Here is a 16,937-nt window from a genome sequence, read left to right on the forward strand (position 1 = left end):
TGGGCAGCATTTTTTGTATAAGTCTATATTAGATTATATTCATGATTCTATCTAATTCTGCTTTAATTCCTGTTTTAATACCTCAACATTGATAAATAGATTACCTTAACCACGGAACCTAATTGAAAAAGCACCTAAACCACTTTTGGGTTTAAATGCTTTCTTTCAGTTTATTTCTTATGGCTGCTGGCATAAGCTGCCAGCTTTCTATCTTCTGTACGAATGTGGGCGACCAGTATGCCAATTAACTTATTCAGTTCTGCCAGAGACGCAATGTCCGCATTACTGGCTAATATTCCTTTCGCACCTGCTTCTATCTGTGCTATGTAGTTCTCATGAAACTTGCTGTGCACCTGATAGCCTGGATAACCGACACTCTTTTGCAGGTTTTCTTCATCCCGGAAATGTTTTTTCACATAATCAACAAGGAACTTGGCAGTTGATTCAACTTGGCTGCGTCCCTGTCCTTTTGCGCAAGCCTCCTGCAGATTATTAATCATACGGAACAGCTCTCTATGCTCGGAATCAATCAGTGCGTTTCCTGTTTCCAGATCTTTTGTTAATTCATATTTCATTAGCTTTTCCTCTTTTACTTATCTCTATTTCTTTTGGCTCACAATAAATGCTGCCAGTTTTTTATCCTCTGTACGGATATGGGCAATCAATAAACCAATCATTCTGTTCAGTTCTGCCAAAGATGCGATATCTGCATTTCTGACAAGAATTGTATCAGCCGCTGCCGATATCTGTGAGATGTAATTTTCGTGAAAGTTTTTGTGTGCCGGATATCCCGGGTATTTCACACTTATCTGAAGATTCTGCTCATCGCCAAAATGTTTTTTTACATAATCTACAAGAAATTTGGCAGCTGTTTCTACCTGGCTGCGCCCCTGTCCTTTTGTGCAGGCATCCTGCAAATTATTTACCATTTTAAACAACTCTCTGTGCTCGGAATCAATTAGTGCATTTCCTGTTTCTAGGTCTTTTGTCACTTCATATCTCATGTTTTTGGTTCCTTTCTTATTTTATCTTTTTGTATAGTGCTCCAATGATACCGACTGCGGCCAATATGATTCCCGCAATAGAATATGTCAAAGGCGCCTTATCTCCGGTAAGAATTTCTTTTATAGCGTTTGCAGCATCTTTGAGTGCCTGGTTTGCTGTATCTGCAGCTCCTGTACCAGAATTCTGTGTGCCTGTTCCTGTTGAAGCCGTTCCTACATTGCCGTTTCCGCTGCCGCTCTGCCCCCCGCCTCCCGGATTACCTCCTGAGCTTTCCGGTTCTGACCACTGAGCCGTCAAGGTAAGATCGCCTTTCAGCGTATCTTTTTTGAAATCCCATGTTTTTCCCTCTGCTGCCCATCCTTTAAAAACATATCCATCCTTTGTAGGCGCCGCTGGCTCTGCAATCAGAGAATCATAGGCCACTGTCTGGGATTCTGGGGCCGCAGAACCACCGGCAGTATCAAAGCTGACTGTATACAGGTTCGCTTTCCATCCGGAATAAATTATTGTCTCTCCGTCAACAAAATCTTCCTCGAAGCTCCACGGGGTTTTCCCGTCTGCATCTTTAAACCAGCCTGTAAACGTATATCCTGTTCTCACGGGATCTTTCGGCTGTTCCGGCTGTTCACCCCACAGCATTTTTATATCTTTAATCTCTGTGCCATCATAAGTCTCAAAATGTACTGTATACTCTGTATCTGACCAGTGTGCATATAAATCTGTATCTCCCTGAACCTTGTCCCGCTTAAATACCCATTTATCCTGATAAGCGTCATCTTTATACCAGCTGCTCAGAGTTTTATGAGGTATCTTCTTATTTGGATTAGGCAGATAATCACCTACTTTATAGGCTTCCTTATAAGTAACAACCTCTTCTTCGTCACTATCCTCGGATGCTCTGTAATGATAACGAACCGTATATTTTTGCAGCTCCCACTTCGCATAAATTGTCATCGTCTTATCTACATATTCAGAAGCAGGTAAAAATGGCTGCGTAAGTTCTGCATCCCGGTACCATCCGGTAAGTACATATCCTGCTCTGGTAGTTTTCAGGTTATCAGCCGGAACATATGTACCATAAGTCACTTCCACTGGCTCTAAGCTGGAACCACCGTTTGTCTCAAAAGAAAGTGTATAAACATCGGGTATCCATGACGCATACAGACTCATATCTCCTGTTACTGTTGATTTTGCAAAATCCCAGGCAGTTGTCTCATCTGTAATGTCCGGGTCAGTATACCATGCATCGAAGGTATAGTGTGCTCTGGACGGATCTGGCACCGGTCTGGTTATCAGATTGCCGTAACGAAGACCGTTTTGAGAAGGAACACTGCTGTCCCCTTTATAAGTTACAAACTGAACCGTATATTCGTCCCATGTCCAGTGCGCATAAAGCATAAGCTCATTCCCTTCAGGGAGAACCTGATTTTCTGCAAAATTCCATAGCTGTTCGTCCTGATATCCGTCTCCTGTGTACCAGCCGTTCAGTGTATATCCCGGCCTTTTCTTTGTTTCAGGCGTATTCTGGTCTTCCACCTGCTCCCTTGTCAGGAAATCTCCGTAGCGAACATCATGCAGTGTTACCTGAAGGACTTTTCCAGGATCTTCATTCTCTGGTTCGTATTTTACATTTAGAATCACATCAACCGGCTCTCCCTGCCATCCTGCATATAGGCTCATATCTCCGGTCACCGTATCGCTGCTGAAATCCCACAGTCTACCATCTTCTGTCATCCAACCTAAAAATTCATATCTGTCTCTGGATGGCTCGGATGGTTCTGGTATTGGATCACCATAATGTAGCCCTGTTTCAGCCTCCGGCGGATTCTCATCCCCCTGATAGGTATGGAAGCTGACTGTATACTCATCCAGTGTCCAATATGCATAAAGAGTCATAGCACCTTCTACCTTGTCCGCACCTGGTTCATCAGAAAACTTCCACTGATGTCCTCCTCCGTCTTCCTCGGTATACCAGCCCTGGAATGTATGTCCCAGCCACTTCTGCCCGCTCGCCGGATAATTGGGTCTGCTTAAGGTTTTTCCATAGATTATCTGCTTGGCACCTTCACCGGACGGCACCGCAGGACATCCCTCCTCGTTCGGTGCTTCAAAGTTAATCGTATATTGTTCCGGCGTCCACTGTGCTTTCAGCACAACATCTCCTGTCAACGGAGCGGACATATCCCATGCCTTTCCGGTGCTGGTAGTCCAGCTTTTCACCTCGTAACCTGTTCTCTTAAACATTCCCGCAAGCTTGTCATCCAAATCCATATGGGCGTTCTCTAGGCTTTCATTATATGTAGCAGAAAGATTCTGGTCTTCCTGAGGAATCGCATCCGGGTGATTTGCCTGGAAGATGGCATAGCATGTTACCTGGTGCCACTTCGCGTAAAGATCAAACTTTCCATCAGCATCTTTTAAGCCCTCATCAAAGTCCCATTTACTGGTCAGCTTCTCATCCGTATACCAGCCCTCCACCGTATACGTTGTAGCCAAGGTTGTCCGTGCAGGTTTCTCAGCATTTGGCACTGGAATTCCTTTTCCAAACTCTACCTTGGCAGTTGGAGGATTCACGCTTTCTCCGGCCTGACTATTTACATGAAAGGTCACGTTTGTCTCATCAGCACCCCATCCTGCATACAAAGTCATACTCTTGGTGACTGTATCCACGCCCAGATTCCAAATCTTTGTGCATTTCGCATCTGTATACCAGGCTACAAACTTATACCTTTCTCGTTGTGGTTTATCCTCCGGTGAGATGGGGATTGTTGTAGTAGCCGATACTGTCAAAGGATTCGGAGCAGGCATATTAGTTACTTCATCTGAACCTGCATTTGCATTAAAAGTCACCTTACAATCCGCAAGCCATTTTGCTCTCAAGACAGTGGTCTCTTTTGTAATTGTTGTCCCATCGCTTCCAAATTTCCATTCAGAACCATCTTCTGTAAGCCAGCCCACAAGTGCAAATCCTGTTTTTTCCGGGTTCGGTTTTTCACCTGCCTGGATTATATCACCAAACGTCTTTGTATCGTCTGTCTTAAGCTTTTTGTTATCAGAATAGTATATCACCGTGCACTTAATTGGTTTCCATGAAGCATAAATCAACGTATCTCTTACTACACTGTCGCCGCCGCTCCCAAATATCCACTGATTTTCCAGGGCAAGGGAATCCTTTACCTTGTGCCATTCCGCAAACTCATGATTGCTTCTACTTGGATTTGGTGAGGGCTTGGTAATCACTGTGCCATATCCCACATCGCCTTGTAATATCTTTGGCTGCCCGTTTAAAAGCCCTCCGTTTGCATCAAAGGTTACAGTATAGGTTATTTTCTGGCTTATCAAGCCTGATAAGGAAGTCATTGTATTACCTGCTCCCGTCAGATTGTAGCTATGTAGTCCCTTATTCGAAACATTTGCCAATAGCATGGAATCCTTCACTTCTTCCCCTGCCATATCTGCAATATAGGATACATAGTCTCCTCCTGCAGCTGTTGTGGCTGTGGCAAAAGATAAATAATCCTTCGGCAGCTTCATACTATATTTTTCACTTCTTGCGTCTCTGTTCTCAGCCTGTATAGTAGTATCGTTATTTTGCACTGACGCAAGAGTTCCCTGAAGAATCCGTTTCATAGTAGCTATAGAAGATGGTTTCACACGAATTGCCCCGCCAGTCCACTTACTGTATGCCTGAAAATCTACATTCCCCTCTATTAAAAGAGAACCTCCCGCAGAATCCTGGTTGCTTTCAATCGCATATTTACTACCCTCACCATATACTCGGATGCTGCCATTACCCTCAATCTTGAGCGTAGCGCCATCTTCCAGAATAATTCCCGGCATAAGTTGACTTCCGACAAGAACTGTTCCTGTTCCGCCACTGTCAGGGGGCAAAACAAGAGTCACTATAGCACCGCTCTTTATGTGAATGGAACTTTTCCCCAGAGTACTGCCAGACAAATTACTAGATAATTTTTCAAGTGTAATTTCAGGACTTGCTCCCGCTTCTATCGTAATATTATTTTTGTCTGTTAATCCCCAAATTGTAAATTTTTGTTCCGATGCAGTTCCTTCATACACGACTGTTGCTCCACTTGTCTGCGTATATGCCCCGCCTTCCTTCAGAACAATGTCGCCATCTCCAATATTTAAAGTATTGTCTGTTGCTTCTGCAGCCAATTGCATCATCTTACTTTTCAGCAAGACATTGTTGACATCAACCGTCCCGTCGGCCATCCCCTGCAGCTCTTCCCCCAAGGGTGTCACAGGCGCTAATGTTTCTGTCCCAAGTGTGGCATCTCCCGATTCCGATGTACTTCCTGCACCTGCCCCGGATTTGAGAAGTTCCTTTATTTCTTCTGCCTCTTTGGCAGCTTCCCTCTCTATTGCATTATCATCTATATCGTCTGCCACATGAATTCCCTGTGCCTGTACTGTAATCATGTTTACGCTTAACATAACAGCAAGAACCATCAGAAGGATACCACCCATTCTCAGTCCTTTTCTCATTATGGACCATACCTTTCCAGTTTTAATTCTCATCGCCGCCCTCCTGATTTTTATCCAGATGATATAATTCATCGTATTTATATATTATCGGCAGAAATCTGTTCTTTTTAAGTAGTTTAGCCAAATATTTATACCCAATAATAAAGTAAAAGGGTTATATCATTTTATTACTTTTCACATAGTGCTCTTTAAGTACATATAATATAAAAAACGGGAATATAACATGTACGAACATTATAAATTTGTTAACACGCCCCTGCCTTATGCTTATAATGCCATGGAGCCGTATATTGATGAAAAAACTATGAAATTACATCATGACAGACATCTTCAGACTTATATAGATGATCTGAACAAGGCATTAAGTAACTATCCTGAATTTCAGGATTGGACATTGTCCGAGCTTCTTGTAAACATCCCCAGCCTTCCGCAAGAGATTCAAACTGAAGTTAAAAATAGTGCAGGCGGTGTTTTTAACCACCAGTTCTATTTTGATAATCTGGCAAATCCTGCGCCGCCGGCTCCTACAGGAGAATTAGGTGAAGCCATCTTAAATGAATACGGCAGTCTTGATTTACTCAAAGAAGAATTTAAAGAGGCGGGGCTCTCCGTTTTTGGTTCCGGATATGCCTGGCTTATTGTAAATGCAAACGGTCAGCTTAAAATCATTACAACACCGAATCAAGATACTCCTTTGCCCATGGGGATGTGCCCTGTACTTAATATAGATGTATGGGAACATGCATATTATTTAAAACATTATAATATGAGAAACGATTATATTGATGATTGGTTCCACGTAGTGAACTGGGATAAGGCAAATGACAATTATGCAAATTGCTTCGCAGTTGGGTTCTGATTTTTTCTAAAATATACGAAAACGGGGGCTGTGAATTATCACAGCCCGCAATTTTACCCATTATGTAACTTGAATTTTCCCACTTCTTGGCGCAATACAGCGGCTTGTGCTGACATTTCTTCACTTGTAGCAGAGTTTTCTTCGGCGGTAGCCGCATTTGTCTGTACAACTGCAGATACCTGGTTAAGACCTTGCTTAATCTGCTCAATGGCACTGGTTTGCTCAATGGATGCCTGTTCAATTTTTACAATACTTTCTGTCGCCTGAACCGCCTTCTCCCCTACATCATGTAGAATTTGAGCTGTTTGGGTTGTTATCTGTGCCCCTTCAGCTACAGCAGAAACCGTGTGTTGAATCAGGGCTGTGGTCTGCTTTGCTGCTTCCGCCGATTTTGCAGCCAGATTCCGTACCTCATCGGCAACTACTGCAAAGCCCTTTCCGGCATCTCCTGCACGTGCTGCCTCAACAGCAGCATTCAGAGCTAGAATATTGGTTTGGAAAGCAATATCTTCAATAACCTTGATTATGCCTGTAATCTGCTTGGACGAGGAGTCAATCTCCGCCATAGCATCAGTAAGCTTTTTCATATGCTCGTTTCCGTCATTCAAACCAACACCCGCCTGGCCCACATATTCTGTGGCCTGTTTGACATTTGCAGAATTTTCTTCTGCCTGGTCTGCAATGAGGGCAATAGAGGAACTTAGCTCTTCCACTGATGCTGCCTGCTCCGTAGAGCCTGATGCCAAGGCCTGTGCGCCGCTGGAAACCTGTTCAGAACCAGCGCTGACCTGCTCAGCAGCAGTATTTATAAGAGCCAGTGTTTCGGAAAGATTTTCAACAGAGTCATAAATGGCAGTTTCAATCCGCTTAAAATCTCCAATGTAGTCCTGACCCGGTCCTGTTTGGAGATTTCCTGCAGCAATCTCCTCCATATTTCTGGTAATATCCTCCACGTAGATGGACAAGGTGGAAATGGAACTATCAATGCTCAAAGCAAGTTCACCAATCTCATCCCTGCTTTTGATTTGGGGAACTTCCTCCGTCAGGTCTCCTTCTGAAAGCAATTTCATGCGTTTTGTAATCCGCATAATTGGATTTGCAATCTTTTTGGCAAACCGGATGGAAATCAAAATGCCAATGACGGCTATAATAATTGAAACGATTACCATGCCTAAGGCAACCGTATAAATCGAAGTGGTCATTTCTTTAATTGGCGCTACCACTCCGAAATACCAGTCTGCACTTCCTTCAATAGGGGCGTAATAGCAAAACCGTTCTACACCTCCATAGGTGTAAGACCCAACACCCGTCTTACCGGCTATCATTTTTGAAAAAACCTTTGCGGCAGAAGCATAACTTTTATCCGTTTTTGCCATTTTAATGAAGTTATGCCCTTCCTCCACAAGTTTGGGGCGCATGTTGGCAATCATCGTTCCTGTTTTGTCTACAATAAAAATATTTCCTGTTTTTCCAACACGGAGATCCGCAACCATATTGCTTAAGTACATGCCGTCAACACCGGCAATCAAAACTTCCCTGCCTCGTGGTATGTAAACATTTATTACAAATTCTCCTGTTTCATCTGTGAAGGGGGAAGACATCACCGTCTTTCCATGCAGAGCCCGCTGAAAAAGATCTTCAGAAGGAACCATATTACCTTTTAAAACAGAGGGACCTTTTATTATCTTTCCATCTGAATCTGCCAAAGCAAGATATCGCCATCCATTCGTCTCCGCTAAAACACCAAGCTCAGAGTCCGAAGCTGTGGCAGCAACCGTATCCGCCGTATCCACCGCCCTCTGTATTTCTCCCGTCAGGGACTCCAACTTTGCAGACAAGGCCATGTCTGCAACTTCACCTATAGAGGTAATGTCATCTCGAATATTTTTCAAAATCCCCTGATAACTTGTTAGAAGTCCGGCAGCCAGATTCGTTATCATTAGTGAAATAATCAGTGCAATTGTGAATATCATAAGCTTTAGTTTTATAGAAATGACCTTTTTCTCTTTTGTTTTCATTTTCAAGTCTCCCTTAATATTTTCCAAAGTCAGATACTGTTTCTTGTATAATGTCGTCCCCTTCAACAGTTTCATCAAACAGAGAATCTGTTAAAGTATCTTCTTCATGTTCAGCATAAAGCCTAAATTTTCCAACTTCCTGACGAAGCACGTCGGCTTGTGCAGACATTTCTTCACTTGTGGCAGAGTTTTCTTCTGCAGTCGCAGCATTTGTCTGCACTACAGAGGACACTTGTGTAAGCCCAAACATTACCTGCTCAATTGCATCTGCCTGCTGGGCAGATGACTCCTCAATTTTCGTGAAACTTTCTGTTACTTTGAAGGCACTTTTCCCTACATCTTGTAAAATCTGCGCTGTTTGCTCAGAAATTTGCGTACCTTTGGATACAGCAGCAATAGAATTTTGAATCAACTCTCCAGTTTGTTTGGCGGCTTCCGCAGACTTTGCAGCAAGGCTGCGCACCTCATCTGCCACGACTGCAAAACCTTTTCCTGAATTTCCGGCCCGGGCTGCTTCGATCGCAGCATTGAGTGCCAGAATATTGGTCTGGAATGCAATATCTTCAATGACCTTCGTGATATTGGCGATCTGGCCCGAAGCAGAGCTAATGTCTGTCATTGCCTGAGTAAGGTCACTCATATGCTCATTTCCGGTATGTAAGCCTGAGGCAGCCTCGTCCACATAGTGAAATGCCTCTTTTACATGCTCGGAATTTTCCGCAGACTGTTCTGAGATTCTTACAACAAAAGCATTCAAATCCTCAATCGAGGCGGCCTGCTCTGTAGATCCTGCCGCAAGTGCCTGGGCTCCACTGGCAACCTGAGAAGCACCGGTGCTGACCTGTTCAGCGGAAGTATTAATTAAACTTAATGTCTGGTTGAGAGACGAGGAAATTCCAAGCAGTGCCGTTTTTATAGAAGCAAACTCACCCTCATATGTCTGGGACAAGTGTACCCTCATATCTCCCTGCTTCATAGTTTCCAGCACTGAGGTTATTTCACTGATATAGTTGTAATACTCACCGAGCCTGGTTAAAATCTGCCCCATTGCCTGAGACAATTGTCCGACTTCATCTCTGGTAAAAGTATTTTCATTAATTGTAAGCGCCAGTTCCCCTTGTGCAATACGTCTGCTGATGCCAGTTATGTACTGTATGTTCTTTTTTAAATAAAAAAGAACACGGATTGACAGTGCCGCCAGCACTACAACAATAATTCCCACAACGATAAGTGATGTAACAGTAGTACTTTTAATCTGCCCTTGAATCTCAGAGGTACTGTGTTCTGCATATGCCTCAAGAATCTCGGTCATAAGATTAATGTTTTCCCTGGCTGAGCTAAAAGCAGCCAGGTGAGCCCCGTAATCCCCGGTTCCGGCGGCTGGGTCATAGCTCCCCTTCCATTCGTCATAACTGGCTTTAAACTGCTCATAAAGCTCTTTGAGTGTAACGCCTTCTGACGGATGCCGAAAATTTTCATATAAATCCCGGTTATCCTGGATATGGACATACGCATCTTCAAAACGTGTCCGCACCTGCTCCGCATTCTCGGTAAAATCAGCAGTAAGGCTTTCTTTCTTATCTGCTGGTATTGCATTACCTTGTGTCCGAAGAAGAATAAACTCATCCTCCGCCACATAAGCCTGATAAAAATCCCTGTCCGCATTGATGAGCTCTGCCGTAGGAACGAAGAGCTCATCGTATAGTGTATTCCTTGTATTACTATTGACGGAATTAATGTTGAAAGTAAACACCACGGAAACTGCTATAAGAGCAATTAACGCGGGAATACTTATCAACAATAGTTTCAGGGTAATCCGCATGTTTTTCATAAAAAAAATCCCCCTCGTATTTTTTTCATTCTTTCGTTCATTAAATAAGATATAATTATATCTTTAATTGTGATTATCTTAACACAGTATGCGACATAATTCAAGAAATAGCGACATCTATGAAAGTTTAAAATACGAATTTTGGGGATATTCTATTTTTATTCTCTTTCCCGCACTAAACCAGTCTTCCGTACAATCATACATAATATAATAATCAACAGCATAATGGGCAATGTATGTCCTGCCGGAGTATCAATTTTCATGGACATTCTGTAACCTAAAAATCCAACTCCCCACAAAATCAAATTTACCCAGTCAGCACTTCCAGTGTTGTTTTTCCGTTTCAAAATAAAATAGTCTGCAATCTGAATGGCAATCATTGGAGCAAAAACCGATCCAATCAGATAAAGGAAGCTTTCAAACCTCTGAACCGGGGTAAAAATAGCTAATAAAATACCTGCCACAGATACAACTATAGCAACTGGCTTCTCTTTCAGCTTCCGGGAGATGCTTCCGGCACTTACGCCTGCGGAAAATGCATCTAAAAATGTGGTTGTCACTGTTGAACCAATCAAAATCACAACTCCTGCAATTCCCAGCCCTGCCTGCAGCATGATTTTAGAAATGTCTGTTTCTCCCGTAAAAATGGCAGCCCCCATTCCAATGATATACATCCAGCAGCTTCCCAGAAAATAGACAATAGCACTGACTACCGTAGCCTGCCCTGGTTTTTCTGCCTCTCTTGTATAATCTGAGATGAGCGGAAGCCAGGACAGCGGCATTGCCGCACTCAGCTCAACAGCTGCACCAAAACTTATGCTTTCTTCCATAATAGCCGTTGGTGTACCTTTAAATACAACCATACTCAGAACGATTGTCAAAATAAACAAGGCCCCCATGACGACATAGTTCAATCCATTAATGTTTTTAATCCCTATGACAATCCATGCAATAATAAGTGCTCCAATTGCCAGGCACCATATCCAAATCTGATCAATCCCCCACAACTTCCCTGTAATCACAGCAGTTGCCTTGGCCCCATTCATAATCATGATGGCAGTCCAGCCTACCAGCTGAAGAATATTCAACACTACAAACAGCTGCGCGCCTTTTGCACCAAATGACATTTTTACAGTTTCCATTGCACTTTTTCTAGTCTGCCCGCCAATGAGGCCGGCAAGGCAAAATACCACACACCCTATAAGGTGCCCCAGTAAAATCGCCGTAATTCCTTTTCTCATACCAAGAGGGGCTATATATGTGCCTGTCAATATTTCGGCGATTGATACCGCAGCCCCAAACCAAATCAATCCATTCCCTATTGTTGATGTTCCTTTTTCTTTCACTTTACATTTCCTCTTTATAATTTAGATATCAAACATGTGATTAAGAGGCCCGCTCCCGTGGCCCAGATTCAAATTTGCACGCAGCGCTCCTGATATATATGATTTTGCAGCCTTCACGCTTTCCGGAAGGGTGCTGCCTTTCGCAAGGCCGCATGCAATGGCAGACGAAAGAGTGCAGCCTGTCCCATGTGTGTTTGGATTGTCAATGCGGTCTCCATTCAGCCATTCAAGGGTCCCGGCTTCATACAGCAGGTCATTTGCGTCATTCAAGTTATGTCCGCCCTTAATTAGAACCGCACCTTTCGTAAATCCGGCAATTTTCACAGCCGCACGCTCCATATCACCGACACTTTTTATATCCGCCCCGCAGAGCGCTTCCGCCTCCGGAATATTCGGTGTAATAACCTGAGCAAGGGGGATAAGGTTCCTGATTAATGTCTCTGAAGCGTCTTCCGCCAAAAGACGGCTTCCGCTTGTGGATACCATTACAGGATCCACCACAATATGCCTGGCCTTATATACTTTCAATTTGTCAGCAATTACTTCAATCAATGCCGCCGAAGACACCATCCCAATCTTCACAGCATCGGGATAGATATCCTTAAAAATACAATCCAGCTGATTTTCCAGAAATTCCGGTGTCACTTCCATGATGCCATAAACTCCTGTTGTATTCTGTGCCGTCAGGGCCGTTATTGCACTCGTTGCATACAACCCGTGTGCCGTAATTGTTTTAATATCTGCCTGAATGCCGGCACCTCCGCTGGAATCACTTCCTGCAATTGTCAATACAGTTTTCATCTTATTCTATGTTCTCCTTCCATCAGTTCTCCAAAATCATGAATATAATAATCAGCCAGCTCAACCATTGCATCCTTTTCATACTCCGAGTACCTGTCATATACTCCCACCGCAAGAAAACCTCCGGCCTTTGCCCCTTCAATGCCTTTTAGAATATCCTCAAACACTACTGTATCCGCCGGCTTTGTATTTATCCGTTCTGCCGCTGCTTCATAGATATCCGGATATCCTTTTCCACGTGTGACATCATGAACTGTTATAATATGCTCAAAGTACGAAAGAATTCCATTATTTAAAAGTGCCGGACCAAACAGTTGAGGATCCGACGAAGTAGCCGCCGCAATTCGTATACCATTCTCTTTCAGCATCTTCAGATACTCCCTGACATTTGGCTTCAATGTGACCGTATTTGCATATGCATCCTTTGCCATGGAGTACCACTCCTGCACAAGCTCCCGGGGCTCTTCTCTCAGACCAAAACGCTCAATTGTGTATCTTGCTGCTGCCTCAAAACCCATAGGCGTAATCATTTCCAGATAGTCATTAGGAAGAGGAATGCCTCTTTTTCCCAAAAACTCAATATCAATTGTTTCCCAAACTCCCATGGAATCCAAAAGTGTACCATCCAGATCAAATATTGCTCCTTTAAACGCTTTCATATTTACTCCCTGAACGCTGCCGCCATATCTTGCGCCGCCTGCTCAATGTTATCTGCTGCAATAACTGCTGACACAACCGCCAGCCCATCAATGCCCATACCCTTAAAGTTGTCCAAAGTCTTCTGATTGATGCCTCCGATTACTACAATCGGCACATCCACCGCACTGCGGATTCCTTTTAACTCCTCCATCGTAACCGTCTGTGCATCTGTCTTTGTGTCTGTTTGATACATCGCTCCTACCCCCAGATAGTCCGCTCCGTCCAACACTGCCTGTTTCGCTTCTGAAAGGTTTGTTGCGGATACCCCGACAATTTTATCTCCACCGATGATGCTGCGTACAACCGCCGCAGGCAAATCACTCTGCCCCACATGTACACCGTCTGCATCAACAGCCAGAGCGATGTCAACGCGGTCATTAATGATAAGGGGCACATTGAATCTCTTTGTGATTTCGTGAATTCTTTTCGCAGTCTCATAGAATTCCTGTGAGGTGCAATTCTTTTCCCTCAACTGGATTACGGTGCACCCGCCCTTAATCGCCCGCTCCACTGCCTCTTCCAGCGTTTCCGTACTCATCAGTTCCCTGTCCGTGCAAAGGTACAGTGTATAATCAATCTCATTCTTCTTCAACGTTTCCCATCTCCTCTATTATTTGTTCATTCAGCATAGAAAGTGCATCAATAAGTGCCATATGGAAGCTTCCAGTTCCCAGCTCTCCCGCCTTCTCAAATGCAATTTCACCTGCAATTCCCATAGACATAACGCCTGCTGCTGCCGCCGTAAATGCATCTTCTCTAAGTCCGGCATATCCACCTGTGATTGCACTTGCCATGCACCCGGTTCCCGTTACCTTAGAGAGCATCGGATGCCCGTTAGAAATCCTCACCACGCGTTTTCCATCTGTAATCACATCCACAGCCCCCGTAATTGCCACTGTACAAGAAAACTTCTTCGCCGCTGCTATAGCAACTGCCTGGGCATCCTTGTCTTCGTCCTCTTTCGACGTATCCACTCCTTTTGTAGACGCCGAAAGTCCTGCCACATAGGATACTTCCGAGAGATTCCCTCTTAGAATCGTAATTCTTATCTGTTCCAGAATTCTCTGAGTTGTCTCGTTACGGAGCTTTGATGCCCCTGCGCCTACCGGATCAAAGACCACCGGAATTCCCAGTTCATTTGCTTTCTTCCCAGCAGAAACCATGGACTCCACAGTTCTCTGGTTTAAGGTACCGATATTAATAACCAGTGCCGAGGAAATGGCTGTAATATCTGCTGCTTCAAGAATATCGTCTGCCATAATCGGTGAAGCTCCGATTGCCAGAAGCGCATTGGCACAGTCATTCACCGTCACATAATTGGTAATGTTGTGAACGAGAGGAACGGTATTCCTCATTTTGGTATTCAGTTTTGCTGCTTCTTGTTTTACACTCATGTTTTTTCTCCTTTACAATTACGATGATACAGGGATTTGGAGAATCTTCCGTACATGAACAAAAAAATGCCCGGGCCGCAAAACCCAAGCATCTTCATTCTACTTTGTCCATTTGCTCCCTACCACGGTGTTAACCGACAGGTTCAAAGGGTCAGAACTGGCACTTTTGTGCACTTCCTTCTCAACTAAATTAGTTCCCCTGCAATTATGAAATTACTTCTGTATTATAACAATATTTTCCTCCGTTTACAAGGGCTTCTTAGAGGAGTTATGATGTAGATTTAAAATTCGAACTGTTTTCGGTAAAATTACTGTTTTCCCTTTCTTCTTTCCCCTCGTCTTTTACATAGTTGCAGGAAATACCGGATATTGTCTTCTTCTACTTTTCTGTCCGCGCCTGTACGCCCTAAACGGTCGCACAATCCCAATAGGGCAATATCATAAATGTCCACAGATTCAAGCATTGCATTTATATCCGCAAAAGGCAAATCTTTTATCACATAAAGGATATGCATATGGTAACGAACCAAGTTACACACTGCTGTTACAAATGCCGGTTCCTGATGCAGTGCGCTAAGAAATTCTTCTGCCAAAACCGCCCCTGTTTTGTCATGATTATATGCGGTGATTTTGCCCTTCCGGACTTTGGTAACAGCAGGCTTGCCCAGATCGTGAAGCATAGCCGCCCACATAAAAACACGGGGATTTGTGCTTTCCTGCTTTCTTTTTGCTGCCTGGTCTATTACAAGCAAAGTGTGATTCCACACGTTTCCTTCTAGATGATGCTGTGGGGACTGTTCTGTAGCCTGCATACGCTTCATCAAATTGAATGGATATATCTCCATGTCCGGTGAATCCACAATAGAGGTGCAATATTCAGATGGAGCTTTATCATTCAGCAAATGCCACTCCAGTGTATGAAATAGACTGTTTACAATATCGTTCATTTACTGGTTCCCTTCATTTTTATATTCATTATGGGGTTCCTAGTTCTTCTATTTTCTTCTAAGGCTTTAATATCACCTTAATACAATTATCAATCTTTTTGTCAAAGATGGAATATGCGTGCTTCCCTTCACTCAATGGAAGTGTATGGGATATAATATCAGTTGCATCAAATTTTCCAGCTTTAATTAATTCCATTATTGGATTTACATATCGCTGTGCAGGACACTGGCCCATTCTCAACGTGATATTTCTACTGAGGAATTCACCAAGAGGGAAATGATTGTATGGTCCGCCATAGACGCCGACCAGTGTTACATTTCCACCCTTTTTTACCGACTTGGATGCGATTTCAATAGCAGACTTGGAGCCGCCTTGCAGCTTGAATGCTGATTCTATTTTTTCCAGGATGGACATTTTACCGTCAAGGCCTACACAATCAATAACACAATCTGCACCTCCATGTGTCAATTCCTTGAGATAAGCACCGGTATCCTCGCACTCCTCAAGATGAATTGTTTCCACCCCATTATGCTTTTGAGCATGATGTAATCGGTAATCCACACAGTCTACAGCATAAATTCTGCCGGCCCCCATATAGGCTGCCCATTTTTGTGTAAGCAGGCCTACAGGCCCACAACCCAAAACAATAACGGAATCTCCCGGCTTAATTTGGCTGATGGAAGCCCCCCAATAAGAAGTAGGCAGTATATCAGTGAGAAAGAGTGCCTGTTCATCCGAAAGCTCCTCTGGAACTTGAACAGGTCCCACATTAGCGTATGGAACACGAAGGTATTCGGCCTGCCCACCGGCATATCCTCCAAAATCTTCGCCATATCCAAACAAACCACCAACTTCGCCATGTTCATTAGAATTATCACATTGACTGAACAATCCGCTTTCACAGAAGGCACAATGCCCACATGCAACAGGAAACGGAATAATGACCCTGTCGCCGGACTTTACCTTTGTGACGTCGCTTCCAGCCTCTAATACTATTCCCATAGTTTCATGACCAAGAGGCGTCCCCTTAACCAAATTAGGCACAAATCCATGAACCAGATGCAGATCAGATCCACAGATGGCTGTAGAAGTAACCTTTATAATAATATCATCGTGCTTTTCCAATTTAGGATCGCTCATTTGTGCAACTTGTACGTTGTTAATTCCTTTATAAACAATTGCTTTCATTTTTTCTTGTATGATATATTTGTAACTAAATACATCAATACTCTCCTTTCGCTTTAACTTTGTTATAATCAATAGTAACACTGTGGACTTTTTATTTTATCTTATAGCTTTGACTATTTTAAGGAGTGTATTGCCACAGTTTTATCTAAATCATTTATAGTTGGATAAGTCTTTGAACTTTCATTTCACGCAAGTTTATGATGATAAAACTAGGTGGATAAACACAGTGATTTTATTACAAAGGAGTTGATTTTATGTTCTATGTTGGCATCGATATCGCCAAGCAAACACATTTCGCATCTATCATGAATTCAGATGGCGAGATTCTTGTTAAACCTTTTT

13 protein-coding genes and 1 riboswitch are annotated in these 16,937 nt (G+C 43.4%); of the genes, 1 reads left to right on the top strand and 12 read right to left on the bottom strand.

The features are described from left to right. Positions 1-170: 170 nt before the first annotated feature. The 3 genes from A8805_RS03330 to A8805_RS03340 are packed head-to-tail and all read right to left on the bottom strand — an operon-like array spanning position 171 to position 5,544. Positions 171-575 (bottom strand): bacteriohemerythrin, encoded by a 405-nt coding sequence (locus A8805_RS03330; protein ID WP_109708767.1) that lies wholly within the window; start codon positions 573-575, stop codon positions 171-173. A 24-nt stretch (positions 576-599) separates the two neighbouring features. Continuing rightward, positions 600-1,004: a bacteriohemerythrin gene (locus A8805_RS03335; protein ID WP_109708768.1), complete on the bottom strand. Its 405-nt coding sequence runs from the start codon at positions 1,002-1,004 to the stop codon at positions 600-602. 16 nt (positions 1,005-1,020) lie between these two features. Next, positions 1,021-5,544, bottom strand: coding sequence for an InlB B-repeat-containing protein (locus tag A8805_RS03340; protein ID WP_181392718.1), 4,524 nt, complete (start codon positions 5,542-5,544; stop codon positions 1,021-1,023). A gap of 190 nt (positions 5,545-5,734) precedes the next feature. On the opposite strand from A8805_RS03340, the gene A8805_RS03345 reads away from it, so the two are divergent. After that, the gene (locus A8805_RS03345; RefSeq protein ID WP_109708770.1) at positions 5,735-6,370 is read left to right on the top strand and encodes a superoxide dismutase; all 636 of its coding nucleotides are present in this window, start codon (positions 5,735-5,737) and stop codon (positions 6,368-6,370) included. 53 nt (positions 6,371-6,423) lie between these two features. On the opposite strand, the gene A8805_RS22435 is transcribed toward A8805_RS03345, so the two are convergent. From A8805_RS22435 to A8805_RS03390, 9 genes are all read right to left on the bottom strand, one after another. Then, positions 6,424-8,388, bottom strand: a complete 1,965-nt coding sequence (locus A8805_RS22435; protein ID WP_242992244.1) for a methyl-accepting chemotaxis protein — start codon at positions 8,386-8,388, stop codon at positions 6,424-6,426. 13 nt (positions 8,389-8,401) lie between these two features. After that, positions 8,402-10,219: a HAMP domain-containing methyl-accepting chemotaxis protein gene (locus A8805_RS21990; protein ID WP_181392719.1), complete on the bottom strand. Its 1,818-nt coding sequence runs from the start codon at positions 10,217-10,219 to the stop codon at positions 8,402-8,404. A gap of 158 nt (positions 10,220-10,377) precedes the next feature. Continuing rightward, positions 10,378-11,583 carry a putative hydroxymethylpyrimidine transporter CytX gene (gene cytX / locus A8805_RS03360; RefSeq protein ID WP_420319463.1) on the bottom strand — a complete coding sequence of 402 codons (1,206 nt, stop codon included), beginning with the start codon at positions 11,581-11,583 and terminating at the stop codon, positions 10,378-10,380. A gap of 3 nt (positions 11,584-11,586) precedes the next feature. After that, the gene (gene thiD / locus A8805_RS03365) at positions 11,587-12,366 is read right to left on the bottom strand and encodes a bifunctional hydroxymethylpyrimidine kinase/phosphomethylpyrimidine kinase (RefSeq protein ID WP_109708772.1); all 780 of its coding nucleotides are present in this window, start codon (positions 12,364-12,366) and stop codon (positions 11,587-11,589) included. After that, positions 12,363-13,025, bottom strand: coding sequence for an HAD family hydrolase (locus A8805_RS03370; RefSeq protein ID WP_109708773.1), 663 nt, complete (start codon positions 13,023-13,025; stop codon positions 12,363-12,365). Before A8805_RS03370 ends, thiD begins: the two co-directional genes overlap by 4 nt. A 2-nt stretch (positions 13,026-13,027) precedes the next feature. Next, the gene (gene thiE / locus A8805_RS03375; RefSeq protein ID WP_278321218.1) at positions 13,028-13,657 is read right to left on the bottom strand and encodes a thiamine phosphate synthase; all 630 of its coding nucleotides are present in this window, start codon (positions 13,655-13,657) and stop codon (positions 13,028-13,030) included. After that, complete coding sequence (gene thiM / locus A8805_RS03380; RefSeq protein WP_109708774.1) at positions 13,644-14,459, bottom strand: hydroxyethylthiazole kinase; 816 nt, start codon at positions 14,457-14,459, stop codon at positions 13,644-13,646. The genes thiE and thiM overlap by 14 nt, the downstream gene beginning before the upstream one ends. A gap of 99 nt (positions 14,460-14,558) precedes the next feature. Next, a riboswitch (TPP riboswitch) is annotated at positions 14,559-14,670 on the bottom strand. A 97-nt stretch (positions 14,671-14,767) separates the two neighbouring features. Next, on the bottom strand, positions 14,768-15,406 hold the full coding sequence (locus tag A8805_RS03385) for an HDIG domain-containing metalloprotein (protein WP_109708775.1): 639 nt from the start codon (positions 15,404-15,406) through the stop codon (positions 14,768-14,770). Positions 15,407-15,464: 58 nt separating this feature from the next. After that, a complete protein-coding gene (locus tag A8805_RS03390; protein ID WP_330405715.1) occupies positions 15,465-16,547 on the bottom strand; it encodes a zinc-dependent alcohol dehydrogenase in 1,083 nt (360 codons plus the stop codon). Between the last annotated feature and the right edge of the window lie 390 nt (positions 16,548-16,937).

The organism is Faecalicatena contorta (assembly GCF_003149105.1).
Classification (GTDB): Bacteria; Bacillota; Clostridia; order Lachnospirales; family Lachnospiraceae; genus Muricomes; species Muricomes contortus_C.